Annotated in this window: 28 protein-coding genes; 3 read left to right on the forward strand and 25 right to left on the reverse strand. The window is 32.2% G+C overall.

From position 1 onward, the window contains the following. Positions 1-230 precede the first annotated feature (230 nt). From ACUSJC_RS11420 to smpB, 16 genes are all read right to left on the reverse strand, one after another. Complete coding sequence (locus tag ACUSJC_RS11420) at positions 231-1,337, reverse strand: ligand-binding sensor domain-containing protein (protein WP_449269693.1); 1,107 nt, start codon at positions 1,335-1,337, stop codon at positions 231-233. 30 nt (positions 1,338-1,367) lie between these two features. Continuing rightward, a complete protein-coding gene (locus ACUSJC_RS11425; RefSeq protein WP_449269694.1) occupies positions 1,368-1,823 on the reverse strand; it encodes a hypothetical protein in 456 nt (151 codons plus the stop codon). Positions 1,824-1,827: 4 nt separating this feature from the next. After that, positions 1,828-2,370 carry an InlB B-repeat-containing protein gene (locus ACUSJC_RS11430; protein WP_449269695.1) on the reverse strand — a complete coding sequence of 181 codons (543 nt, stop codon included), beginning with the start codon at positions 2,368-2,370 and terminating at the stop codon, positions 1,828-1,830. Positions 2,371-2,540: 170 nt separating this feature from the next. Next, the gene (locus ACUSJC_RS11435; protein WP_449269696.1) at positions 2,541-3,026 is read right to left on the reverse strand and encodes a DUF6265 family protein; all 486 of its coding nucleotides are present in this window, start codon (positions 3,024-3,026) and stop codon (positions 2,541-2,543) included. Positions 3,027-3,030: 4 nt separating this feature from the next. Next, a complete protein-coding gene (locus ACUSJC_RS11440; RefSeq protein WP_449269697.1) occupies positions 3,031-4,233 on the reverse strand; it encodes a DUF6596 domain-containing protein in 1,203 nt (400 codons plus the stop codon). Beyond that, positions 4,208-4,579, reverse strand: coding sequence for a YciI family protein (locus tag ACUSJC_RS11445; protein WP_449269698.1), 372 nt, complete (start codon positions 4,577-4,579; stop codon positions 4,208-4,210). Before ACUSJC_RS11445 ends, ACUSJC_RS11440 begins: the two co-directional genes overlap by 26 nt. A gap of 265 nt (positions 4,580-4,844) precedes the next feature. Next, complete coding sequence (locus ACUSJC_RS11450; protein ID WP_449269699.1) at positions 4,845-6,323, reverse strand: serine hydrolase; 1,479 nt, start codon at positions 6,321-6,323, stop codon at positions 4,845-4,847. Positions 6,324-6,410: 87 nt separating this feature from the next. Further along, a complete protein-coding gene (locus ACUSJC_RS11455; protein ID WP_449269700.1) occupies positions 6,411-6,992 on the reverse strand; it encodes a helix-turn-helix domain-containing protein in 582 nt (193 codons plus the stop codon). A gap of 162 nt (positions 6,993-7,154) precedes the next feature. Continuing rightward, positions 7,155-8,033 carry a retropepsin-like aspartic protease gene (locus ACUSJC_RS11460; RefSeq protein ID WP_449269701.1) on the reverse strand — a complete coding sequence of 293 codons (879 nt, stop codon included), beginning with the start codon at positions 8,031-8,033 and terminating at the stop codon, positions 7,155-7,157. Between the two features lie 146 nt (positions 8,034-8,179). Next, positions 8,180-9,145 carry a hypothetical protein gene (locus tag ACUSJC_RS11465; protein ID WP_449269702.1) on the reverse strand — a complete coding sequence of 322 codons (966 nt, stop codon included), beginning with the start codon at positions 9,143-9,145 and terminating at the stop codon, positions 8,180-8,182. A 59-nt stretch (positions 9,146-9,204) separates the two neighbouring features. Further along, the gene (locus ACUSJC_RS11470; RefSeq protein WP_449269747.1) at positions 9,205-9,615 is read right to left on the reverse strand and encodes a DUF1963 domain-containing protein; all 411 of its coding nucleotides are present in this window, start codon (positions 9,613-9,615) and stop codon (positions 9,205-9,207) included. A 187-nt stretch (positions 9,616-9,802) separates the two neighbouring features. Further along, positions 9,803-10,354 carry a hypothetical protein gene (locus ACUSJC_RS11475; RefSeq protein WP_449269703.1) on the reverse strand — a complete coding sequence of 184 codons (552 nt, stop codon included), beginning with the start codon at positions 10,352-10,354 and terminating at the stop codon, positions 9,803-9,805. Positions 10,355-10,368: 14 nt separating this feature from the next. Beyond that, positions 10,369-10,974 (reverse strand): hypothetical protein, encoded by a 606-nt coding sequence (locus tag ACUSJC_RS11480; protein ID WP_449269704.1) that lies wholly within the window; start codon positions 10,972-10,974, stop codon positions 10,369-10,371. An 84-nt stretch (positions 10,975-11,058) separates the two neighbouring features. Beyond that, positions 11,059-11,493 carry a hypothetical protein gene (locus ACUSJC_RS11485; protein WP_449269705.1) on the reverse strand — a complete coding sequence of 145 codons (435 nt, stop codon included), beginning with the start codon at positions 11,491-11,493 and terminating at the stop codon, positions 11,059-11,061. Between the two features lie 268 nt (positions 11,494-11,761). Continuing rightward, positions 11,762-12,136, reverse strand: coding sequence for a helix-turn-helix domain-containing protein (locus tag ACUSJC_RS11490; RefSeq protein WP_449269706.1), 375 nt, complete (start codon positions 12,134-12,136; stop codon positions 11,762-11,764). 33 nt (positions 12,137-12,169) lie between these two features. Continuing rightward, the gene (smpB, locus tag ACUSJC_RS11495) at positions 12,170-12,622 is read right to left on the reverse strand and encodes an SsrA-binding protein SmpB (RefSeq protein ID WP_449269707.1); all 453 of its coding nucleotides are present in this window, start codon (positions 12,620-12,622) and stop codon (positions 12,170-12,172) included. Between the two features lie 147 nt (positions 12,623-12,769). Between smpB and ACUSJC_RS11500 the strand changes: the two genes are divergently transcribed. Both ACUSJC_RS11500 and ACUSJC_RS11505 read left to right on the forward strand, forming a co-directional pair. After that, positions 12,770-13,435, forward strand: a complete 666-nt coding sequence (locus tag ACUSJC_RS11500) for an OmpW/AlkL family protein (protein ID WP_449269708.1) — start codon at positions 12,770-12,772, stop codon at positions 13,433-13,435. Positions 13,436-13,556: 121 nt separating this feature from the next. Beyond that, entirely contained in the window at positions 13,557-13,838 is a 282-nt protein-coding gene (locus ACUSJC_RS11505) for a hypothetical protein (protein WP_449269709.1), read from the forward strand. Between the two features lie 4 nt (positions 13,839-13,842). Here the strand turns inward: ACUSJC_RS11505 and ACUSJC_RS11510 are convergent, their stop codons facing one another. The 5 genes from ACUSJC_RS11510 to ACUSJC_RS11530 all read right to left on the reverse strand — a co-directional run bounded on the left by ACUSJC_RS11510 (position 13,843) and on the right by ACUSJC_RS11530 (position 20,122). Beyond that, a complete protein-coding gene (locus ACUSJC_RS11510) occupies positions 13,843-14,691 on the reverse strand; it encodes an aldose 1-epimerase family protein (protein ID WP_449269710.1) in 849 nt (282 codons plus the stop codon). 4 nt (positions 14,692-14,695) lie between these two features. Continuing rightward, positions 14,696-16,252: a hypothetical protein gene (locus ACUSJC_RS11515; RefSeq protein WP_449269711.1), complete on the reverse strand. Its 1,557-nt coding sequence runs from the start codon at positions 16,250-16,252 to the stop codon at positions 14,696-14,698. Between the two features lie 188 nt (positions 16,253-16,440). Then, a complete protein-coding gene (locus ACUSJC_RS11520) occupies positions 16,441-17,574 on the reverse strand; it encodes an endonuclease (RefSeq protein ID WP_449269712.1) in 1,134 nt (377 codons plus the stop codon). A 4-nt stretch (positions 17,575-17,578) separates the two neighbouring features. Next, entirely contained in the window at positions 17,579-18,796 is a 1,218-nt protein-coding gene (locus ACUSJC_RS11525) for an RsmB/NOP family class I SAM-dependent RNA methyltransferase (protein ID WP_449269713.1), read from the reverse strand. A 96-nt stretch (positions 18,797-18,892) separates the two neighbouring features. Continuing rightward, on the reverse strand, positions 18,893-20,122 hold the full coding sequence (locus ACUSJC_RS11530; protein WP_449269714.1) for a hypothetical protein: 1,230 nt from the start codon (positions 20,120-20,122) through the stop codon (positions 18,893-18,895). A 77-nt stretch (positions 20,123-20,199) separates the two neighbouring features. Between ACUSJC_RS11530 and ACUSJC_RS11535 the strand changes: the two genes are divergently transcribed. After that, the gene (locus ACUSJC_RS11535) at positions 20,200-21,270 is read left to right on the forward strand and encodes a WD40/YVTN/BNR-like repeat-containing protein (RefSeq protein ID WP_449269715.1); all 1,071 of its coding nucleotides are present in this window, start codon (positions 20,200-20,202) and stop codon (positions 21,268-21,270) included. A 54-nt stretch (positions 21,271-21,324) separates the two neighbouring features. Here ACUSJC_RS11535 and ACUSJC_RS11540 read toward each other — a convergent pair whose 3' ends face one another. The 4 genes from ACUSJC_RS11540 to ACUSJC_RS11555 all read right to left on the reverse strand — a co-directional run bounded on the left by ACUSJC_RS11540 (position 21,325) and on the right by ACUSJC_RS11555 (position 23,557). Beyond that, the gene (locus ACUSJC_RS11540; RefSeq protein WP_449269716.1) at positions 21,325-21,936 is read right to left on the reverse strand and encodes a PAS domain-containing protein; all 612 of its coding nucleotides are present in this window, start codon (positions 21,934-21,936) and stop codon (positions 21,325-21,327) included. A gap of 188 nt (positions 21,937-22,124) precedes the next feature. Further along, positions 22,125-22,577 (reverse strand): sensor of ECF-type sigma factor, encoded by a 453-nt coding sequence (locus ACUSJC_RS11545; protein ID WP_449269717.1) that lies wholly within the window; start codon positions 22,575-22,577, stop codon positions 22,125-22,127. Positions 22,578-22,579: 2 nt separating this feature from the next. Beyond that, positions 22,580-22,984, reverse strand: a complete 405-nt coding sequence (locus ACUSJC_RS11550) for a hypothetical protein (RefSeq protein WP_449269718.1) — start codon at positions 22,982-22,984, stop codon at positions 22,580-22,582. Positions 22,985-23,014: 30 nt separating this feature from the next. Continuing rightward, positions 23,015-23,557, reverse strand: coding sequence for an RNA polymerase sigma factor (locus ACUSJC_RS11555; protein ID WP_449269719.1), 543 nt, complete (start codon positions 23,555-23,557; stop codon positions 23,015-23,017). Position 23,558 lies beyond the last annotated feature (1 nt).

Raw genomic sequence — 23,558 nt, forward strand, 5'->3', positions numbered from 1 at the left:
TTATTTCTTATGATTTTATTTTAAAGCTGTATAAATGTACCATATATATTTAAATAATATTTTATTTTTTGGTTGGTTTTAAAATCACACACAACAAGCTGCAACTATGTGCAGTGCGGGATTTGAAAGCACTTGCCTTTCAGCTTGGTAGTGACTTTTATTAAAAGCACTAATTTTTGATTTAATAATGAACCTGCTATTTCTTATACACGCTGTTAGCAACAGTTATTTTAGTTCGTCCAAGGTTCTTTGTCTTTGGCATTAATAATTGTTTGTCCATCATAAATGCTTAATCCTTGCCAGCTACCAAACCAAATCTGTCCTTTGTTGTCTTCGAGAATACTTTGCGTGACATTTGAGGTTAAGCCATTTTCAGTTGTGAATTGCTTGAATTTACTGCCATCATATTGGTAAACTCCATAACCTTCAGCCGTAAACCAAATATTGCCTAGGTTGTCTTCATAAAAATTGTAAGCTTCTTCACCTTCAATAATTCCATCCTTAGTAAAGTTGGTAAAGGTTTTTCCATCAAATTTGCTCACACCTCCATAAAAAGTTCCAATCCAAATATTTCCTTGTTTGTCTTCTAAAATATCTGCAACGTTATTATCGGTAAGTTCACTTTTAGATGTTAAATGAATAAATTTTCCGTTTTTATATTTAAAAACTCCGTTTCCATCAGTAGCAAACCACATAGTTCCATTCTTATCTTCGATAATTTTAAAAACCAATTTGTCAGATAGCATAGGTTTTGCATTTTCGACTCTTGCATCTGGCAAAGAAAAAGGAATAAAATTTTCTCCATCAAATTGATTAACACCTCCTGTCGAACCAACCCAAATTAGGCCACTTTTGTCAATAGTTAGACTCCAAATTTCTTCATTCTGTAACCCTTCTTTTTTTGAAAATGTTCTAAACTCTTTACCATTATATTTTATGAGTCCTTCGGATGTTCCAAACCATAAATTACCTGTTGTATCTTCTACTATTTCCAAAACCCTAAATCGTGGGGTGATTCCTATAATTGTTATTTTTTCAAGTTTTTGTCCATCAAAACGTATTATTCCATCACCATTTGTGCCAAACCAATAGTTCCCTTTTTTGTCCTGATGCATTGTTCTTACAAATTCTCTTACCATTCCATTTAAGTTGGTGTGAATTTGAGGAAATGTTGTGTTTTGATTGAAAATTATAGGTTGGGAGGTTACTTCATTTTCTTTTGTATCAGAAATAGATTTTTCTTTGACTTGTCCTGTGCAGGCTGAAATTTGAAGTGACAGAAGTAGTAAAAGTAAATTCCTAGCTTTAAGTACTGTCTTACAACCAATGTTTGTCATATTGTTGGTTTTATAATTGTTGTAAACTGGCTATTTCAGTTTTCTTACTTGAACAGAATTTCCTTCCACTAATATTCGGTAATTGTATCCGTCATAATAAATTATAGCATCTGGTCTGTAAGAATAATTATAATCGTAATCATACTCATCCTGTTTCCAAATCTGGCCGTTATCTAATTCGAAAATTGTATCGCCTGACCATCCGTTAAAATCATTTACAATTGTAGCTTTGATTACGTCATTTAATAATTCGACTTCAACGCATTTGTCCTTACCGTCTTTGGTCAAATAATATCTGTTTTGGTATTTGAAAATCGTTACTTTGGCCATATATGAGTAGTGATACCAATATTTATATTTGGTCTGCAACCAATATTGACCATTGTAAAGTGGAAAAAGTTTACCATCATCGAAGCCTTCAAAGTCTCCATCAATTTTAGACTTTACGACTACCTGACCATTTGAAATCAAATCATTATAATCCATAAGTTTATATTTTTCTTGGGACAATACGCCCACTACTATTTTCGCTGTATGTGTAGCCTGATGATGGAAATGCAACTACACGTCCATCTTTGCCTTCACGATAAGTGTATCCACTTGATGGAAATGCTACAATTCTTCCATCTTTTCCTTCTCTATAAGTATGTCCACTTGACGGAAATGCTATAACTCTTCCATCTTTTCCTTCTCGATAAGTGTAACCACTTGAAGGAAATGTTACAACTCTACCATCTTTCCCTTCTCTATAGGTATGTCCACTTGACGGAAATGCTATTACTCGTCCGTCTTTTCCTTCTCGATATGTATAACCACTCGATGGAAATGCAACAACTTTTCCGTCTTTTCCTTCACGGTAAGTATAACCACTTGACGGGAATGCTACAACTCTTCCATTTTTTCCTTCGCGATAAGTATAACCACTCGAAGGAAACGCAACTACTCGTCCGTCTTTTCCTTCTCGATATGTATATCCGCTTGATGGAAAAGTTACCTTTACTCCATCTTTTCCAATTCTATATGTATCTGCCATAATTTGTATGTTACGATGTTCGTTTAGCTTGTTTACAACGGTTGGTGTATGAAGCGTTGGGCATTTCGGAGCACTTTCCTGTCAAACCGCCACAAAGTTGATTAAGTGTAATGCACTTAAAACCTGTGCTTCCCACCCAATGATTTATACACATTGTTGTGTGTAGGCTTTTATTTTAATCGTTCAAATTCAAAGTCTATTTTTAATGAATCTCCAGCTACCGTAGCGTTTATTTTTTCGCCATTTTTCCAATATTTGATTTTCTTAGGAAAGTCCAACGAATCGTTTGTACACGTAAATTCACTACTTTTTATTCCTGCAATTGGAAAGGTAATTGCTTCCATTTCTTCAGGAACCTTTACAATTAAGTCCCATTTTCCATTTTGATGGATGATTTGGATTCTTTCTTGTTTTATCGTATCTCCATTTTGCATTGTGAAACCAATGCCCGAATATTCATTTTGGCTTATTTTTTCCCAATTTTCAAAAGTTTCTTTGCCTGTTTCTTCGTGTAACCGTTTCCATTTTCCCAATAACCAGTCAAAGTTTTCGACTTGTTTTTCTGGTTTGTCTTTCTTCTCGCTGGTTTTTGAATTACACGACACAATTATGAATGTCACAGCAACTAAAGTAATTGATTTCAGTATTGTTTTCATTGAATTATAAGTTTATAAATTTGTTATCCAACAAATACTTTTTCCGTATTTCCTGGTTCATTTTCTCTATGATGTTTGAAGTTATTTTTTCTGATTCTTTGGGATTGTTTTCACTTAAAAAGGTTGCTTTTAAAAGTGATAAATAAATGTGTTCAGAAGTCAGTTTGCTTTCTAACTTTTCTAATAATTTAATAGCTTCTTCTTTTCTTTGCGCTTTATATAGGCAGAAACAATAACTAATTTCTATAATTGGTGAAGGCGAAAGCTGTAACAGAATCTCGTAAAGCTTAATAATATCGTTCCAAAACTCGATTGTCAATGAAAGTACTGTCATATATTTACTTACAATCAAGGCTTCTATATAAAACTTATTGATTTTGTCAGGCTTTTTCAAATAATGAAAACCAAGGTTTATTAGTTCCTTGTTCCATTTATGCCTGTCTTGGTTGAAAAATGGCACTAATTCCCCTTCGCTTACCTTGGCAGAGATTCTTGCAATGTGAAAGCAAAATAGCGATAATAGATTACTTGTAGATTGTTGATTGTATTCTTGAAGTAATATTTTGGAAAGTGAAAATGATTCCAAACACAAATCTTCATTTACAATTGATTTATCTTTCTCATTGAACGAATCAAAACCTGAATTGAAAACAGCATACAGAATTTCTTCGACTATCAGGGTTTCTTTTTGTCCGATATTTTTAATAACGGATGAAATTTCGCGGTTTTTAAACTCATCTTGAAGTGAGGTTTTCGCCCTGCCAACCATTTTGTAGATGGCATCATTACTCAATAATGTGCTTTCAGAAATTTCACGGATGTTTAGTCCAAAAATATTTTTAAGCACAAGAACTATTTTGGCTTGTTTAGAAATTTTATTAGATGATGCAACAAGTAAAATAGTCTCAATACGCAAATCTCTATCATTAGGCTCAAAACAACTTACACCTTGATAATCTATTAATTCAGATGCCTTTTTATTCCGCTTTAGTTGGTTCAATAAATCATTACGTGCCGTTATATACAGCCAGTCTTCTCTCTTTTCCGGCGTACTATTGGGATTCCAGTTTTTTATCGATTTTAAAAAGCTGTTTTGAATAGCATCTTCAATTTCGTTAATACAATGGATTCCAAACTGACGGGTCAGAGCAGAAAAAAGCTGGCCATATAATGCTCTGTAATTAATTTTGGCAGTTGGATTGTTCATAATCTTCCATCTCCATAATTTGCCTTACTTCGGTTGTTCCACCCCAAATATGGCAAGGACATTCTCTGGCTATTTCAACAATCGTTTCAATGTTTTCCGCTTTTAATAGATAATAACCTCCAATTATTTCCTTCGATTCCAAATAAGGCCCGTCCTTAATGACAGCGTCTTGGCCTGAAATCAAAACACCTTTTTCTTGCAGTCCGTCACCTGAAATCAAATGTCCCGATTCAGCTAATTTTTCCGCCCAAGCCATATGGGCATTTGCTAGTTTCTCCATTTCTTTTGGCGATAGATTACTCATTTTCTCAATGTCTTCGTGTAGTAATAATAAAAATTGTTTCATTTTAAAAAGTATTGATTTATTCTAAAGACAATTAAGGTTTTCGTTTTTGGACATTATCGTGAAATATTTTCTGTCGTGTTTTTTTTCCAAGCTTACACACAACTAGTATATATCACCAAATATATATAACTTTTCTTTATAAAAAGAAGAATTATTTTTCAAATGTAAATCTTTATTAAAAGTCTTTTTTACGGTTTTCCATAAAAACATTTAGCTTAACCCAATAGTGTGTCATAAAATGTTGATATCATGAATATCTATCGCTTTATTTGGTTTCTATTGCAATGAGTTTTTTTCCGTTTTCGCCTAAATAATGAATTAGCAACGGATTAAAAATTTTATATCCGACAGTTGAATTGGTAAAAATTAAAATTCCTTGTTTGGATTTTGGCAGTAAAAAAGTCAGGCATTGTGTTCCAATGTCAGAACCTCCGTGAGAGATAGCGTATTCCTCGTCTCCTAAATGATACAACTCAAAGCCTAAACCGAAATACTTATTCTCTTTGGTTTCTACTTGATTTTTTAACATTTCCTGATATACGTTTGCTGATAAATTTCCTCCGTTTAATATATTGACCAAAAAATTACCGTAATCTTCTATGGTTGTGTGTAAGTCGTCGGCTGCATTGATATGGCTGTTTTTTAGTATTTCATAAGGGGTTTCGTTTTCATCATAACCTATTGCAAATCGGGACTCGTCGGTGTTTGTATTCCAAACGTAATCGGTATCTTTCATGTTTAAAGGTTGAAAAATGAATTCCTTTGCTAATTGTGCCAACGATTTTTTGAATTTCTTTTCAAGGGCTTTTCGCAAATATTCAAATCCTTCTCCGGAATATCCGTATTGAGTTCCGGGTTCTGTCAGAAATTGCAGTTTTTGATTGTCTGTTTCTGTTCTCCAATTCGGAAAACCGGTTTGGTGACTGAGAATGATTCTCGTTGTAAGCTTTTTGTTTCTTGGGTCAGCCGCAATATCAGGATCTGTATAATACTTGAAAATAGGACTATCGAGATCCCATTTGCCTAAACTGACCAAATGCAGCGCAACCATAGCCGTGATGGGTTTTGTAAGTGAAGCGACATTGAATATTGTATTGTAGGGAGCCGGAACCCCTTTTTTTATTTCTCCGAACACTTTGACTTGTTTTAAGGTTCCGTTTTCAATGATCCCAAGACCAAGTGTTTTTATATTGTTTTGTCTTAGCCAGTTTTCAATTTCAATATTGTTGTCAAAAATGATATTTTCTGTTTGCGATTCATTATAAGCCTGATGGTCAAAACTCAAAGAGGTGGTTAGTTTCCATTTTCCGTTTTCGAGTTCCCAAACATTAGAAAATTTAGCAATGCCCGGTTCGCTTTCCGGACTTTCATAAAATAAATGCGTTCCGTTTTGGATGGCTCCATATAGTATTCCATTGTTATAAAGAGGAAAAATTTCGGTATCTTCTTCTTTTAAAATTCTTTTTACCTGACGAATTTTTGGATTTTGACACAATCCGTTTTTCAAATCGTTTAAAAATTTTTCTTTGTTGGAAATGCCGCCTTTGTCGTGATAAAATTTTAAGTTTTCGCTTAGTAATTCTTCAAATTGTGAAATATCACAAGTATTGAATCCTACAGAAAAGAGCAGACTGTCTTGTGCTAAAATGGTTTGGTAAAGCGCATCTGTTTTTTTGATTTGCGCATAAGTATTCTTTGTAGAAATGAATATGAAAAAGAATACAAAAAGGATGTTTTTTGTCATGATTTTAAGTTTTGACAAAGATTGGATTTTAGACTTTGAAAAGCTAAAAATTCATCCCGACAAAAACCTGACAAAAACCCGACAACGTTATAATATATTGAATTTCAGATAGTATTTGAGCTTTTTATGTTTATCAATTTCCACTAAATTACGAAGTATTAAAAATACATTTGATAAGACAATCAGTAAGAGTAGGACAATGGTAAAGGAATGTCCGAGTTTTAAAAAGATTCCCAATATAAAGAAAATAGGAGCTAAAATAGTCCATAAGATTTGAAGAGAAATAATTTGCCGGGTAAGGTGATTTTTTTGCTTTAGTGCATGCGAAAGGATCAGCGGGAATAAAATGTTAAGCGGCGGAAGAATAATGAATAAAACGGAGGAAAGATTAATCAGTTTGATCTTTCCATAATCTAATCCGTTTTCAGTGGCTAAAATTTCAATAGGTTGTTTTTCTGAAATGGTTTCAATTTCAGTTTGAACTTCGTTGTTAGGTAATAATTCATTTTCTCCGATTTCTAAAGCTTTAGAAAGAGATTTAAGAGTGTATCCTTTGGGTTTTGTACCGGATTCTATTCTTTGAATAGTTCTTACCGATATTCCTGATTTTTCAGAAAGTTCTTCTTGTGTCAGGTTTTGTTGTTCTCTTATTTGTTTTAATTTAGACATACTGTTTTAAAATTTCAGATAATGATTTAGAGGCTAAACCCATGGTAAAGAATTAAAACCAAACCTAAGCAAATATAAACCAATATATCTAAATTTTATAATAGATAAATAAAGAGAACGACTGAAACAAAAGATAAATACTGTTCTGAATTTAAACGGTTATTATTTTTTTACAACTATTTTTTTGCTCGGAATGTCAATCGTTATTTTTTTACCAATCCAATTTATTCCCATAATTCCTTCATAGATTAAACCGTCAATAAATGTAGCTTTAAAATTTTCAATGGAAACACTATTATTTTCATCGCTCATTTTTGATAATTCGGTGTAGTAATACAGATTTCCTTCTTCAGGTTTAAAATCACTTGTTTTAAATTCGTTTTCTAATTTACCTCTGTTAAAACCTAATTTTTCTATGAAACGAGAATTAAATCGGTAAACATTAAATCCGGCACCGCTGTCTAATACAACGTTTAACTTTAATGTATTATTTAGTTTTACAGTAGTTGAAATACTTATCACAATTTCTCGGTCATTGAAAATTTGAATAGGCATTTCAAAATCTTTTTGTTGTTCAATCTTTTTTAATGATTTTTCCGATTCAATAATCAGTATCTTGTTCTGAAAATCAATCGTAAACGGATTGTCTTTTAATGGTGTTAACGAAATAAGGCCGTCAAGAGGGAATTTGATATCATATACGGCAAAAACCTCATGATCGGCTTTGAAATCTCCGATTTGCAGCGATTTAGAATTCCATAGATCTACTTGAAGCTGTTCACCTGTTGCACGATGGCCTGTATAAAAATGATCTGTTTTTTCTAAATCGGCTATTTTATTAGCAAAATCTTTAGTTAAAAGATTTATACCTGCTCCGGTATCCAAAATAAAGTTTCCTTTAATTCCGTTGACTTCAGCAGCAATAACAATGTGTCCGCCTTGTGTTAAAGTAAAAGGGATTTTAATTTGAGTTTTTATTTTTTCCTGTGAATAAGTAAGAGACGATATTAAGATCAGTAGGGTTACAATCCAGTTTTTCATAGCGTTTGCTTGTTTTATTTTACATAGGACGTTTGATGTTGTGCTTTGTTACCAATTGAAATAATGAAACTAAAACTAAAAAATTAGTGTTCATAACTACATGTTGACTCACAAAGCTCTCAACACATAGTTTAAAGAAAGAAAGATTATTTCGGTTGCATTTGCTTGAAAAAGAATTTGATAACTTCAAAATTCACATCAGAAGTCGTCCAATGCCCAATATCTTTATACAATTTAAAAACAGGAAAAACAGAATGCTCGCTATATATTTTCTGGCATTTTAAATACCTTTCCTGTACATGATTGCCAATATAATCATTGATTATTTTACGTTCACTTTTGCTATAGGCATCATCAAACTGAACGGCATCGTTGTCATCCAGTTCTCCCATATAAATAAACTGTGGAATGGCTCTGTATTGTGTGATGTCAAAGTTTTTATCAAACAGCTTGGAAAAGTCATTTGTGCCCAAAGGATAATTAAGTTTAATTCCGTTCAATTTGTTTTCAGGAAGCATAAGTTCTCCGTTAAATCCGCCCATAGCAAGTGCTTCAATCTTGTCGGGATGAATAAAAGAAAAGCGATTTGTGAATGTAGCAGAAGCTGAAAACCCATTCATAAAAACCTTAGGGGCGACTTGTATGTTCATGGAAGCTAATTTCTCTTTAGCATCACTTATCATTTCCAACATCTGTAAGTCGAGTCTTTTTAATTCGGGAGATTTTGCAAGTATTACATCTCTATCCAAAGCATGAGTATATACTAAAGGTTGCGATTCCGGTCTGGGAAAAATCGGAACAAGTAAAGGAATTTTTAGCATTGTAGCAATATTATTTCCTACAGAGCTTACTGAAGCTAAATCAATAGCGTATTTTTTATGAACTTCTATACTATCTGATGTTTTTCCGGTATTGTTAGGCTCTACCAATAAGAATATTTCTTTATTTGTAGGGGTTCCTTTGGGAACAAACAAAATATAATCGTTATAGAATCCTTTTTCCGGATTCTTTTTGATAACCAGTAAACTGTCTTTTTTTAAGCTTTCTGTTGCTGAATTTTGGGCAATAGAGAAATAAGAGCATGTTAAAAGTAAGATAATAATAAAGCGCATTTTTGATGTATTTCTTTTAAAACAGACGAGGGAAACGGAGATTTGTTACGCTGTTGTAGTTAAAATTTAGAAATAGAAAAGCCCCAAGCTTGCTGATCGGCACAGTAAAAGAAAGAAATGATTCCGTTTTCCGGAAATAAATGAGCCTCGTCATATTTTTTAAAGTCAGATATATTCAATTGAGCAATGAATGACATTGATTTTTGCTGATCCGTTTTTGGCCAGTTAAAATCTTTTGGTAAGCTTGGTTTCCTCCCAATTTTAGAACATTCATTCGGTATGTTTTCTTCTTTTTCGAATTCTATAACAGGTTTAACTAAAAGTTCTATTTTAGCTAAATATTTTTCCAGATTAGAAGCCTTAAATAATTTTCTTATATCTTCAACAGTTTCAGGTTCTTTATCAGAAACATATTTTATGTCTTGTTCCTGTTTATCTTTAGATTTGATAAAATTCTCATGCTTATTGATGGTTGTTTATTTTTGAAATTAAGGGTAACAGTTCCTGACTAGAAGAAGTGACAAAACCCAAACCGAGCATAACAAATATAAGTAAACTTTTGAATTTTAGGAGATAGGAGCAAAGCTAACTGGTGAAACAGAAATTGGAAGTAAATGATTCATTATAATATTAGTATATCAATGAGGTGCGAGAAGATTATTTTACATAGTTGTCAAAATAGAAATTATTTCCTTTATGCCAAGCCGCAAACAAAATTCTTTCACTAGTTTCAAATTTGTTAAACTTGGAAGCTATTTTTTTTAAACTTTCAATTGAGTTTTTAATAAATGAAAAATCACTATGTTCAAAAATGAATAAGCGATAATTACTTTTTCCAACTAACAATTTTTCAAAATCGTATTTTAAATCAATAAAATAATTTTTTTGTGTATAGAAACTCCATTCAATTTCTGCTATTAAATGAATGTCGGAAAGTACGCTATATTCAATGTCCTTTAAAATAATTTGATTTTCAGTATATTCTACATAATCAAATAGCCATTCACCACAATCTTTTAGATTTTCATCTAATTTAGAACAAGCAATTTTGTTATCTTTTTGTTTGATTTTACTCAAAATTTCAAACACAGCAATTGTCCAGTCTCTGTTACTGTCACCTTTTATTTTACTTATAATATCATTTAACTTTGTACAAATATCTTCTTCAAAACTATCTAAAGAAGAATTTGAATTGATATTTAAACTCATTGCTATTTAGATTTTTATGTTTTTGATTTAGTATGATTATAAGAACAAGCTTTCATTATTGCTGTTGTATAGTGTTTTTCACTTTTTCCAAATTGCAAAAAAAATTTCTGTCTTCCATTGTCGTTATAGACAAACGGATTAGAAAATTTTTCATCCCAATTATTTTTAATTTCATTAAAGTCAGAACCAACAAATTTTTCTAACTCTTTTTTCTTTACATCAATAGAATATACTTTTCCATTATTTGGCAAAATGATTTCAACTTCGTTAATAAAATCGAGTTTCTTCATTATTCTAACTGAACCATCAATAAGTGCTTTTTCAATTGCATTTTCAGAATTCCAATAAATTTTTAAATCAGATTCTGTTAGTCCAGATTGTGGGTTTAGCTCTTTATATTCTTTGTAATCTTTTACGTATTTTACTGTTGCTTTGCCATTTTCTAAAGTAGCTGATTTAATTGAACCTCCAGCTCTTAATCTCGAAGATTCAAGTTGTAGTTGTTCTAATTCTGTTAGTCTAGGTTTAGTTTCTGTAATTTCAGTTTCTGCTTTTTCTTCAGATTTAGGATTTCCACAACTAAACATTATAATTGAACTTAAAATTACAATTCTTTTCATTTTTATATTTTTTTTGTAAAACAGTATTAAAAAGGCTGTTAATCCTTTCATTTTCTTTAGTAAAGTCTAAAAAGAATTGTATTGCTATTTATTTAAAGGAATGATAGCACTAATTAAGCTAAAGGCAACAAGTATAATCGAAGCTATAGCTTGGTCAAAAATGTTTGGTGAGATTGTTTCTGACAACTGCTTTCCAGTAGTAACATAAGCCCAAACTAAAAAGGCAATGGTTGAGAGAATCAAATGATTTCGTTTAGGTTTATCTCCCTCTGCAACCTTGTTTAGATAATATGGTGTCAGAATAAGCCCAATGGTAAATACGATCCAAGTAATAATATTCTGAGCTTGAGTGTTTTTTACCGCCCCAACCAATCCAACCATTGTCAAATAACCTGCAATAATTTCACTTGGAACTAATCGGGCAACTTTGTCAAGATACTCGTTAAATCCCTTTCCCTCACCAGCAAAAGCTTTCGGTTGCATAGGGTTTTGTTGTTTTTCGTAATAAAGACGTCCCATGTTTTATTTTTTATCTGTTTTTTAGTTAGTATTTCCAATTAAATATAAACATCACTAAATATATATAACTTTTCTTTATAAAAAGAAGTATTGTTGTTCAAATATAATACTGTTTTGGACGTATTTTTTGTGGTTTTCCGTAAAAAGCAAAAAAATAATAAATAAAGAATATAGTTGATAACAGCTAATGTTAGGCTATGTTTTTAGAGAAATGTAGTTTTATTTCCAGGAAGGGAAGTTGTAGTTGAGGAAATAAAGTATTGCAAAATTACTTTAAACCGGTTAGCTTTCTTTTTAAAGCTTCAAGCTCATCCAGGATTTCGGTAATTTGTTCTTCTTTTTTAGCGCCCATTCCCACATCAATTCCTTTTTCCTGCAAAATTTCTGAAATGGCTTGTATAGCAAACGGGTTGATGTCAAAACTATGTTGAAGCTTTACTTTATACCAAGCAACTAAAGCTGTTTTAAGGTTGATCTCTAATGTTTCGGAAAGAAGTTGTACCTGTTTGCGCGTTGGAATGCGAAACCCATTTTCAAATTTACTGATCAACGCTTGGTCTATAGCGGTAACTTCGGCTAGTTTTCGCGTCGTTAGTTCTTTTTCATAACGAGCTTCTTTTAAAATTTCCGGTAAAGTCTGCATGAATAAATCTTTGCTTAAAAGTAACAAAAATTTCTAAAAGCTCTTCTTAATTCGGTCAAGGTCGCGTTTGGTATCGCGGTCTTTCATGGTATCGCGCTTGTCAAAGTTTTTCTTTCCTCTACACAACGCAATTTCCAGTTTAGCCAATCCTTTTTCGTTAGTAAACAAACGCAATGGGATGATCGTCAGCCCTTTGTTTTCGCTGTCTTTTTGCAGTTTACGAAGTTCTTTTTTGTTTAAAAGTAACTTTCTCTCGCTTTTAGCTCTGTGATTGTAATGCGTACCGTAAAGATATTCCTCAATATTGGAATTAATAACAAAAAGTTCGTTATTATGAAATTCACAAAAACTTTCGGCAATAGAAGCCTTTCCTAATCGAATTGACTTAATTTCAGTTCCGGTTAAAACAATTCCGGCTGTGTATTTGTCAATGATCTCATAATCAAAGCGCGCTCTCCTATTTAATATGTTTACCGTTTTTTGCATAGGGCAGCAAATTTAGGATAAAAAAAGAAGCTGATAAAAGTTTGGGTAAAAAAATTAACTGGATTTTTTTTCAAAAGCTGATTTTAATCATGTTTTCCCTACTATGAAGCCAATATCTTTGACCTATAATTTTAAACCTAATACAAAATGAGAAAAATATTTTTAACCCTTTTGTCAATGACATTTTTAGGGATTGGTGTAGTAACAGCTCAAGAGAAAGAAGAAACAACAACAACTGACTTTAGCAGATGGCAAGTACGATTAAGAGGAGTAGGTGTTATTCCAAATGAAGATTCAAGTATCGGAATCATCGGAGGTGAAGTGGCTATTTCTAATAGCTTTATTCCTGAGTTAGATTTTACGTATTTTTTTACTAAAAACTTTGCTGCTGAATTGATCTTAGGAACAACAAAACATGATGTGCAAGCTTTAAACACAGCAGTAGGTGATGTTAATTTAGGAAGTGTTTGGTTATTGCCTCCAACATTGACTGCTCAATATCATTTTTATCCGACAAAAGATAAATTGTTCAAACCTTATGTCGGTGCCGGTGTTAACTATACTATTTTTTATGGGGTAAAATCAGGAGATATGGCTGATGTGAAGTATGATAATGCTTTTGGTTATGCTTTTCAAGTTGGTTTTGACCTTATGTTAACAGATAAATTTTTCTTAAACGTAGATGCTAAACGTCTATTTTTAAATACAGATGTAACTGTTGATGCTTCAAACGTAGCTTCAGGGTTGAGTATTCCTGCAGATGTTGACATCGATCCATGGTTACTCGGATTCGGTGTTGGTATGAAGTTTTAATGGGTTATTGGTTAGTTTTAAATAGGTCGCTAAATTTTTTAGCGGCCTATTTTTTTTGAATTAATTTTTTTGTAACTTTAGATTATACAAACCAATAAATAAAGAACAAAAATTGAAGACTATGACTGCTAATTTTGAATTAATTGATAAAGAACAAGTAAGTTCTTTACACTTTCCCCAAACCGATGTTCTTTCCGAGAAAGATGAAATTTTACAAAGAAAAAATGATTTAGACAGAGCCTTAGCTTTAGGAAATCTTGAACACGTGAAAATCAAGATATTCTTTGAAGACGATGTAAATGGAAAAGTAGTGGAAACGACTATTTGGGGAGTTACCGACAACCGAGTTATTTTAAAACAAGGTGTGGTAATTCCGGTTAATCGCATTCATAAGATTGTTTAACTATCTAAGGAAGTTCAATTTTGTAACCTAGTTTTACGGAAGAATTAGGTTGCAAAATAGAAATTCCTTCTTTCTCAAAAATATTTCCATTGTGCGTATGGGAATCTGCTAACCCCAACCAAGGTTCTAAGCAAATAAAAGGTGCACTCATTTTTTTCCAAATGCCCAAATACGGAAAATCTTCAAAGTGAATTTTAAAAACAGGCTTCTCATTTTGGCAAAGTGTAATCGTTTTTGATTTCAGATTTTTAAAGACCAAGGCATCATTTGCAAACAAAGTATCACAAAGTTTAAAAGTTCCTGCTTGACTTTTAACAACAGACGATTCGCCGTTAAAAAGATCATTCTGTAAATGATGAGTTGTCAATAATTCCTCTTTTTCAAACTGTAATTGATAAGATTCAATGGCGTTTTCTAATAAAAAAGCCGGATGCGCTCCCACAGAAAACGGCATTTCAGTATTATTTTTATTGATAATTTCAAACGAAATTTCCAAACCGTTATCTTTTATTTCATAGTGATATAAGAAATCAAAATGAAAAGGATAATTTTCCAACGTTTTTTCGTTAGAACTCAATAAAAATGAAACACTTTCAGAGGTTTGCTGTACGACTTCAAATTCGTAATCACGAGCAAATCCATGTCGAGGAAGGGAAAAATCTTTTCCATTAAGATTGTAAGTGTCATTTTTTAACCGACCTACAATAGGGAATAGGACAGGAGAGGTTTTGTTCCAATAATTTTCGTCAATATTCCAAATGTAATTTTGTGTTCCTTTTGATAATTGAACAAGTTCCGCACCAAATGTTTTAATGGTAGCTGAAATAGTATCGTTTGATATCGTAATATTCATAAGTTTAATTTTCGGTTATTCCTTTCCAGTTTCTGATGATTTTTGCCACTAATGCTACAGTGATAATGACAAGCAGATAATTTAACCAAAACATGTTGGATACATTATCGCGGAACCAAAAATATTCATCAGGATAATATCCTTCATAACGCGGATCATAGCGAAATCGGGTATAATATTTTTCAATACAGAAATAGACTAGAGGAATGACGAATGGGTTGCCCCAAAGAATAGTATTTAAAGCAATATAACTGAATTTTTTTGATTCTTTTCTGAAATAAATGACAGCAAAATAACTATTGAAAAGAATGATGAAGAATAAAATACAACAAAAATATACGGTTTCCTCGGAAAGAATAGCAGCAAAAACCCCGGACAAAATATTTAGCACTCCTGTTACAACGACTGAAATCAACCAGCTTTTTCCAGATGTTATACGGAAAGATAGGATCAATAAACTGGCAGCCAAGCCAAGATATAAAAATGACAAAAGCTGATTATAATCGATATAATTCTCCGTATGAGCATCAGAAACAATATCATATTTTTCTTTTAACACATCTTGTTGAACAAAATATTTGGAATATTTAGAATCAATATTATCATAATAATAGTAGTGAGAAGTATTACGGGGATTGGCTTCGTACTTGTTTTTATAAGGATGAATATATAGAAAATCCTTAAAATCAGGTTGTTTGTAAACGATTTTAAACCAGTTATCTAACGTTAAATTAGTTTCCAGCCGATGTTCGTTCAGTATGTCTAAATAATCGTTCATCAGTTTTTTTACTGTTTGTGAATCGTTGGTATAGAGCCAGTTTTTAACTTCTTTTTCAATGATAGAATCTTTTCCTCTTTCACTGACTGAAAAATTATAGATCTGTCGGTTCATCAAAGAGAATTCATGGTATTTTTTCCCATTAAAAATAATATACTCTTTGTATTTTATAGGAGTATTGTCATCAGCGTCTACGACAACCTCTTCAACAATTTCAATAATTTCAGAAGATTCGTAATTATAGTTCCTTTCATATCTCTTCGCTTTTTCAGTTAAGTTGCCTAGACTATCAATCAAACCGGATGCTAAAGAATCAATTGATGTCTGTCTAAAGTTTCCGTCAATAAAAATATCAGCAGAAGCTATTGTTTTGCATCTTTTTTGAGTTTCTTCCAAAGAATAATAACTCGCCTGATGGAATTGTTTTCCAATGGAGAAAGGAATGTAAAAAGTGACTAATAAGGTACAAATCACTAAGATTTGAAAGAATTCATAAAATAAGCTGTATTTGGATTTTCGGTAGAATGATTTCAGCGCATTATTTTTGAAATAAAAGACAAGCCAAACAATAAATACCAGTATTACAATTACCAATCCGAAAAATGTGGAAGCAACTTCTATTTGGATATTATTTTTATCTGAAAAATCAATAGTACCATCGATATACCCAAGACCAAAGAAAACGAGGTGAAGAAAAAATCCAAAAATGAGCATAGGAATAAACTTGGTATTCCAGATCAAAGGATATTGAAGCAATAATTTTTTTTGAAGAGATTGATACATATAAAATCAGATTATTATCGGCTTAAAAGCATATAATTTTTTAGCAAATAAAAATAGATATTTAAGAAATAGCAGGCAAATGATTCTGTATAGTTTATTGCATTTTAAAATAAGAATAATTTATAAAATAAAAGCACTAAGGTTAACCTTAGCGCTTTGAATATTTTATGAAAAAGAATTGTGTTTTTTTAATTCACAATTACTTTCTGAATAGTTGAAGCTGATTCTGTTTCCAATTGAATTAAATAGAACCCTTTAGCTAAATTATTGATTTGAAAAGCAGCTCCTTGAGGACTTTTAATTTCCTGAGCAATTTGTCCGTTGATAGTATAAACCGTAACTTTTGTCAATTGAGTAGCAGATTCAATAGTAAAAGTACCATTTGTACTAGGATTAGGATAAATAGAAACTGAGTTAATAGAGAAATTTTGCGCTGCTAAAGCCTCAATTGCCGCATAATGAGAAGACCAGATGGCTTGAACATATTCCGGATGGTCAATAAAAGGATTTCTGTTGTTTTGGTAAGTATAGGTATTATTATTACGATCTATTTCACGTTGAGAAACAGGATCTTTGATGTGCCAATCAATTAAAGTGTATAGAAAACCGTCTGTAATTCCTTGAGTAGTCGTACCATTGAACATAGCGTAGCTATTCCATCCCGGAATTTCATCTTGGTATCTTGTTACAAAATAAAAATAAGAGCGAGCAATATCTCCTTTGAATTCATCAATAGGCTCAAAAACAGTACCTGAATATAAAAACAAACCAGTATTGATATTGTTTCCTAATTTAGAACCGTTCATAGTGGGATTAGTGATACCATTTTGAGACACTAGATTACTTCCAACATATCCAAAAGGATAATTACTCCTAAATCCATTAACTCTCCCATCAGTAGGGTACAAGTGAAAAGCATCTCCTCTCATAGGCTCATTTTGACTGAAAATAGATTGAGGAATAGTATGCTCTTTATTGTAACATTGTCCTTCTCCATTGTATTCTCCACATTCATCAATTACGGGAGTGTAGTTGTATGGATCAGTACTTAAAGGGTTTTCAGAATAAATATCTAATATTGTTCCGTCATTTTCATAGTAATTATCTAGATCATTTGCAGCTGTAAAAGCATCAAAATCATTATAAACATGAGGTTGATGAATATATTCGTTAGCAAAACCTTCTGCATCAGTATTGATAATTTCTTTTAACTGATTTTTTAAGGTATATCCGGTTCCTGTAGCATGATCGTAATATCCAGTAGGGATTTGGGCAAAACCTAACTGGGCTAAAAGAGTTAATAATAGCGTAATTTTTTTCATGAAATTAATTTTTACGTGTTAGTAGGGCCATATAAAATCCGTCGAAGCCACTTTGATGAGCTAAAACTTTTTGATCTTTCACAAATGTAAAATCTTTTCCGGCATCTGAGTTTAAGAAATGCTTAATTTGTTCCTGGTTTTCAGAAGGCAATACCGAACAAGTGGCATAGACTAATTTTCCGCCCGGTTTTACAATTTTTGAATAGTTTTGTAATACTTCAGCTTGTGTTTTTTTGATGTTATCTACAAATTCAGGTTGAAGTTTCCATTTGCTATCAGGGTTTCGTTTTAAAACACCTAAACCGCTACACGGTGCGTCAATCAAAACGCGATCGGCTTTTTCGTGTAGTTTTTTAATCACTTTGGTAGAATCGATCACTCGGAATTCTACATTATGAACACCATTTCTTTTGGCTCTGATCTTTAATTGTTTTAGTTTACTTTCGTAAATATCCATAGCAATTAGTTGTCCTTTGTTTTTCATTAAAGAAGCTAAATGCAAAGTTTTTCCGCCAGCGCCTGCACAAGTGTCAACCACTCGCATCCCTGGTTCAACATCTAGGAAATAAGCAACTAATTGAGAAGAAGCATCTTGAACTTCAAACAAACCGTCTTTAAAAGCTTGTGTTAAGAAAACATTGGCACGTTCTTTCAAAATCAAAGCGTCTTCATAATCTTTGATGAAAGAAGTTTCAATGTCATATTCGTCCATTAAAATAGCACGCAGCTGCTCTTTTGTTGTTTTAAGCGTGTTCACTCTTAAAATAACTTCAGCTTGTTGGTTTTGAGCATGAATTTCTTTAGACCAAAGTTCTTCGCCTAATTCTTTAACTCCTATTTCGTCCATCCAATCCGGAATGGATTCTTTGAATTTTCTGGTTTTAGACAATTCGTCAAAGCGACCTTTGATTCTACGAACCGGTGTATTTTCAAAATATCTCCAATCGGGTAGAGCGATTCCTCTTAAAACAGCCCAAACGGCAAACATACGCCAAACATTATCTCTGTTAAAAGGCTCTTTTACTTCAGCTATTTCAGCATATAAACGTTTCCATCGTACAATTTCATAGATGGTTTCGGCAACAAATTTTCGGTCTTTACTTCCCCAGCGTTTATCTTTTTTCAAAGCTATAGCCACAACTTTATCAGCATAAGCTCCTTCATTAAATATAGCCATTAATGAATCGATAACTGTAAAGCATAAATTTCTATGTAATCTCATTTTTTAAAAATAAATAAGCCTGCAAAGTTAGTAATAAAAAAAGAAAGAGCTGTATAAATTTTATACAGCTCTCATTATTTTATTGTTAATGTGAAATTATGCTCTTCCGCTTCGAGTTGAATTTCCTCTTGAATTATTACTATTTCTGTTGCTAGAAGGTTCGCTTTGACGGTTACTATTGTTACTTCTACTTGGAGAAGCATTGTTTTGTCTGTTTGAACTGGAGCTTCTGGTTGAATTTATAGTACTATTTCTATTTGAAGAATTATTACTTCCGGGATTATAACTTCTATTTGAAGCACTTGACGAACTTCTGTTGATACTATTATTTGATGAATGGTTGCCAGTTGATCTGTTTTCGGCATAATTTCTACCATTGCTTCTTGTTGCTGAAGTACCGGTACTATTTCTTGTTGCACTATTATTACTTCTTCCCTGAGTATAACTTCTAGGGGTAGCTGTATTACCTCCGGTACTTGCCACTGTGTTATTTCTGCCAGATGAACTGTAGGTGTTTCTTGATGAACCTCCGCGAGTTCCGGTTGCGCTTAATTCTCTTGAACCTGCACTACGAGTTTTGATTGTTCTATGTTGGTCTAATTCGTAGCGGTTGCCATAATTTGAATGTCTGTAAGCAAACGAACGATTTGGATAACGAACTTCGTATGCATTTCCTCTTCTTACATGATACACATTGTAAGCATAAGCACATCTTCTGGTTGAAACATAGTGATAGGTATGACCAAAGTTAATATGAAGAACAACGTTGTTACGGTATCTAAAAACGGGATAAGGATGCCAAACAGTATAATATGCAGGATAGTATCCCCAATACCAATTAGAGTAATATGGACGATAGTTTCCTATCCAGAACGAAGCATAAATTACAGGACGAGTGACATAAACAGGTTCGTAAATATAATTGTTGCCATACATGTAAACATCACCAACAACTTGAACAGTAACATTATTGTTTCTGTCTTTTTCTACTTCAACAGAAGCAATATCTTGATACAAATCTTTATCTAAAACTGCTTGGATCACTATGATGTGAGCGTTTCCTTCAACAGTTTCAATTACTCTTAAATAATCTACATAGTTATCATTATTCAAATCTAAATTTGATATTTGAAGTTCAGGATCGTTCAAACGGCGTTCAAAGTCTTCTAAATCTTTACTGTCACCAAAAATAGTAGCTACAGCTCTTAAATCTAAATTATCACTAATATCGCTACTATTGGCTCTTACCGTTGTTTTATCTTGAGCTAATGCCGGAAAAATTCCTAGCAAAGCCACTATTACTGAAGTTAAAATTTTTGTTTTCATATATTCTCCAATATTTTTGTTTTCTGAAAGGAATTATCCAATTACTGTGCCAAAAAAATAAATGGAGGTTTTAAGATATGAAAAAAGAAGTGAAAAAACAGTATTTAAGTTATGTTTTAGTGTTGATAATCAATGGTTTGTTTGTTGGTTGTCATTCCGCTAAAAAACAAGAAAGTGGGTTTACTAAAGTTGAAATTTCAACGGTTTATGAAGATTCTATAAGCATAAGAGCTATACTAATAAATAGTAATCAATTGTGGTTCGCAGGTAATAAAGGAAAATATGGAGCCATTGATTTAGAAACTCAAAAAGTTTTTAACGGGCATATTGTTAAAGATTCTCTTTCTTTAGAATTTAGAAGTATTGCCAAATCTAAAGAAGGTATTATAATAGCCAGTGTGGGGTCACCAGCATTGTTATATCATATTAGTTCCGATAAAAAGAAAGTAACTAATGTGTTTCAAAATGAGCATGAAAATGTGTTTTTTGATAGTATGCAGATTAATGCAAATGGTTTTGGTGTTATCTTGGGAGATCCGACAGAAGGATGTTTAGATGTTTGGCTGACTCATGATTTTGGAATGCATTGGGAAAAAATTCCTTGTTATGTGTTGCCTGATTTTATAGAAGGAGAAGCCGCTTTTGCGGCCAGTAATTCCAATGTTTCAATTAAAGGAAATACAGTTTTTGTTGTAACAGGAGGGAAGAAAGCACGTTGTTGGGTGAGTGAAGATCAAGGAAAATCATGGAAAGCTTATGAAACGCCCATTGTTCAAGGTGAAGTGATGACCGGAATTTTTACTTCTGATTTTTACAATGAAAATTTGGGAATTGTTGCGGGCGGCGATTATGAAAAACAAGTGCAAAACTTCGGAAATAAAGCTATGACAACCGATGGAGGAAAAACTTGGAAAGCTATCGCTGAAAATTCAGGGTTTGGTTATGCCTCTTGCATTCAATTTGTACCTAATACCGAAGGGAAAGGAATTGTTTGTGTTGGTGGAACAGGTGTTTTTTATTCGTCGGATTCAGGAAAGAATTGGCAAAAAATGGCTAATGACAAAGAGTTGTATACACTACGTTTTTTGAATAATAGTATTGCCTATGCTGCTGGTCGAAATAAAATAATAAAATTGAAATTTCAATAAATAAAAAAGGCTGTGTCAGCACAGCCTTTTTCAAAAAAACTCAATAAAAATCTATTAGCTGAAAAATCTAGCAAAGAATCCTTTGCTTTCGACAGGTTTATTGTTTTCAGCTTGCGCAGCAGCTTTAGCCGCTTGTTCTTTATGGTATTCAGACATTAAATCTTTTAAGAATTCAACATAATCTTTTCCTTGCTCTTCAAGGAAACCTGTTAAATACTTTTCACTTCCTTCCATTCCTGTAGCTTCTTCAATTTGAAGTAATTTTTTATATAGAGGCTCAATTTTAGCAACAACTTCTTGTGGAACCGCTTTTCTTCTTGCAAAGTAGTGAGTAATTTCACCGTCTTCATTTCTTGAAATATCAAAATCTGTAATTACCCAATAGTATCTTCCTGATTTAGCTAAGTTTTTAACTACAGCGTGAAAATTATTTCCGGCTTTTAAATTATCCCATAAAACTTTAAAAACTACTTTTGGCATATCAGGGTGTCTGATAATACTGTGAGGTTGCCCTACTAATTCATGATCCTCATATCCGCATACATCAACAAATACTTCATTTGCATACTCAATAGTACCGTATTTGTCGGTTTTACTCATAATAGTTCTTGTTTTGTCCCAAATAACTTCTTTGTCAATTGGGGTTGGTTTAACTGGTGCTTCCATACCTAAAAGTTTTTTTGTGTTAATAATTTAAGATGGGACAAAGTAACAACCCTTATACACTAAAAAAAATGACAAAAGTCAGGTTTGGTTTTTAAAATGTTAAAAAAAAGTTAAAGTGATTTCTTTTGAAAAAGTAGATGAATTTGAGAAGTCAGGTTTGATTTTTAAATGAATAAAAAAGAGAGCTTTTATTCTCTCTTTTCTCTATTCTCTTTAAACTGACGAAGTAGTTTTCTATTGAATTCTTCTTCTGATTTTCGTAATAAAATTATTTTTTTTGCAGAAAGGACTTTCTGAAGATCTTTCATATATTTTTTTCGCAAGGTGTGCAATTCATCTTCATTACTTTCCATTTGCTGGATTAAAGCAGCAGCTTCTTTTTCTGAAAGTTTTTCTAAGCCTCCGTCTTCAATTTTTCGAATGATGGATTTCATTTTACTGTGACGCATTTCAAATTCTTTATCGTCATAAGTATTGTATATAGGCCAGAACTTTTCAGCTTCTTGTGAAGTCAATTCCAATTTTTCAGTAATGTAAGCTACTTTTAAAGCTTTTATTTTCTCTCTTTTCTCTTTAAAGTTTTGGGAAAAACCAATTAAAGTGACAAGTAAGAACAATGGGATTAAAAGTTTTCTTTTCATGTTTATTCGTTTAAGTAATAATCAATGTTTTCTTCTTGTAATAAATAATCTTCTACAGCAGCATCGTTCAAACTAACAGAAGTTTCTAAACCTTGAATATCTTCTTCAGATAAATTGTCAATTAAATCGTAAGTGTTGTACTCTATAGTTAAATAATTCTCTAAAGTTTGATTTGAAATCTTTTCAGTAGTTACCGAATTAAAATAAACAGGAATAGCAATAAGAGCTACAAAAACAGCCGCAATTGCTGAAATCCAAATTTGTTTTCGGTGAAATAATGAAATTACTTTGGGTTCTTCTTTTGACTCAATTTGAGATAGCAATCGATCTTCAAAACTCTCGAAATAATTTTCCGGAACTTTAAATCCTGATTTAATTTTTGAATTATGTAAATCAAAGTCTTTCATAATAATAAGACAAAAAAATGTGTTTTAGGTTTAATCGTTTTTTAAAAAATCTTCAATCTTTTTCACAGCTAAATGATAACTTGCTTTCAAAGCGCCAACAGAAGTCTCTACAATTTCTGAGATTTCTTCATATTTCAATTCCTGAAAATACTTCATTTTAAAAACCAACTGTTGCTTTTCGGGCAAAGTAGCTATTGCTTTTTGTAATTTCAACTGAATTTCATCACCTTCGTAATAACTGTCACTTTCTAAATTATTAACAGCTTTATTTTGCCATTCTTCTAAAGTTACGTTATTTTTCTTAGCTTTTTGATTAATAAAATTCAAAGCTTCATTTGTGGCAATTCTGTACATCCACGAATACAATTTGCTTTCACCTTTAAAATTGGAAAGGTTTTGATATACTTTTATAAATGTATTTTGTAAAACATCATCGGCATCATCGTGATCCAATACAATAGTACGAATGTGATAATACAAAGGCTTTTGGTACAAATGAACCAATTCTCTAAAAGCATTTTGTTGCGTTTTAGGATGAAGTAAAGTTTCAATAAAAACTTTTTCGTTTTCCAAG

Source organism: Flavobacterium sp. U410 (genome assembly GCF_053570605.1).

Bases quoted from the DNA above. Each gene is read 5' to 3' on its own strand.
- ACUSJC_RS11490 (WP_449269706.1), bottom strand. From the start codon at position 12,136: ATGCAGACTTTACCGGAAATTTTAAAAGAAGCTCGTTATGAAAAAGAA.
- ACUSJC_RS11485 (WP_449269705.1), bottom strand. From the start codon at position 11,493: ATGGGACGTCTTTATTACGAAAAACAACAAAACCCTATGCAACCGAAA.
- ACUSJC_RS11440 (WP_449269697.1), bottom strand. From the start codon at position 4,233: ATGAACAATCCAACTGCCAAAATTAATTACAGAGCATTATATGGCCAG.
- ACUSJC_RS11535 (WP_449269715.1), top strand. From the start codon at position 20,200: ATGAAAAAAGAAGTGAAAAAACAGTATTTAAGTTATGTTTTAGTGTTG.
- ACUSJC_RS11540 (WP_449269716.1), bottom strand. From the start codon at position 21,936: ATGGAAGCACCAGTTAAACCAACCCCAATTGACAAAGAAGTTATTTGG.
- smpB (WP_449269707.1), bottom strand. From the start codon at position 12,622: ATGCAAAAAACGGTAAACATATTAAATAGGAGAGCGCGCTTTGATTAT.
- ACUSJC_RS11420 (WP_449269693.1), bottom strand. From the start codon at position 1,337: ATGACAAACATTGGTTGTAAGACAGTACTTAAAGCTAGGAATTTACTT.
- ACUSJC_RS11435 (WP_449269696.1), bottom strand. From the start codon at position 3,026: ATGAAAACAATACTGAAATCAATTACTTTAGTTGCTGTGACATTCATA.
- ACUSJC_RS11455 (WP_449269700.1), bottom strand. From the start codon at position 6,992: ATGTCTAAATTAAAACAAATAAGAGAACAACAAAACCTGACACAAGAA.
- ACUSJC_RS11465 (WP_449269702.1), bottom strand. From the start codon at position 9,145: ATGCGCTTTATTATTATCTTACTTTTAACATGCTCTTATTTCTCTATT.
- ACUSJC_RS11550 (WP_449269718.1), bottom strand. From the start codon at position 22,984: ATGAAAGACTTTGATTTACATAATTCAAAAATTAAATCAGGATTTAAA.
- ACUSJC_RS11510 (WP_449269710.1), bottom strand. From the start codon at position 14,691: ATGAATATTACGATATCAAACGATACTATTTCAGCTACCATTAAAACA.
- ACUSJC_RS11525 (WP_449269713.1), bottom strand. From the start codon at position 18,796: ATGAGATTACATAGAAATTTATGCTTTACAGTTATCGATTCATTAATG.
- ACUSJC_RS11460 (WP_449269701.1), bottom strand. From the start codon at position 8,033: ATGAAAAACTGGATTGTAACCCTACTGATCTTAATATCGTCTCTTACT.
- ACUSJC_RS11430 (WP_449269695.1), bottom strand. From the start codon at position 2,370: ATGGCAGATACATATAGAATTGGAAAAGATGGAGTAAAGGTAACTTTT.
- ACUSJC_RS11450 (WP_449269699.1), bottom strand. From the start codon at position 6,323: ATGACAAAAAACATCCTTTTTGTATTCTTTTTCATATTCATTTCTACA.
- ACUSJC_RS11475 (WP_449269703.1), bottom strand. From the start codon at position 10,354: ATGAGTTTAAATATCAATTCAAATTCTTCTTTAGATAGTTTTGAAGAA.
- ACUSJC_RS11515 (WP_449269711.1), bottom strand. From the start codon at position 16,252: ATGTATCAATCTCTTCAAAAAAAATTATTGCTTCAATATCCTTTGATC.
- ACUSJC_RS11530 (WP_449269714.1), bottom strand. From the start codon at position 20,122: ATGAAAACAAAAATTTTAACTTCAGTAATAGTGGCTTTGCTAGGAATT.
- ACUSJC_RS11480 (WP_449269704.1), bottom strand. From the start codon at position 10,974: ATGAAAAGAATTGTAATTTTAAGTTCAATTATAATGTTTAGTTGTGGA.
- ACUSJC_RS11520 (WP_449269712.1), bottom strand. From the start codon at position 17,574: ATGAAAAAAATTACGCTATTATTAACTCTTTTAGCCCAGTTAGGTTTT.
- ACUSJC_RS11445 (WP_449269698.1), bottom strand. From the start codon at position 4,579: ATGAAACAATTTTTATTATTACTACACGAAGACATTGAGAAAATGAGT.
- ACUSJC_RS11505 (WP_449269709.1), top strand. From the start codon at position 13,557: ATGACTGCTAATTTTGAATTAATTGATAAAGAACAAGTAAGTTCTTTA.
- ACUSJC_RS11500 (WP_449269708.1), top strand. From the start codon at position 12,770: ATGAGAAAAATATTTTTAACCCTTTTGTCAATGACATTTTTAGGGATT.
- ACUSJC_RS11425 (WP_449269694.1), bottom strand. From the start codon at position 1,823: ATGGATTATAATGATTTGATTTCAAATGGTCAGGTAGTCGTAAAGTCT.
- ACUSJC_RS11545 (WP_449269717.1), bottom strand. From the start codon at position 22,577: ATGAAAAGAAAACTTTTAATCCCATTGTTCTTACTTGTCACTTTAATT.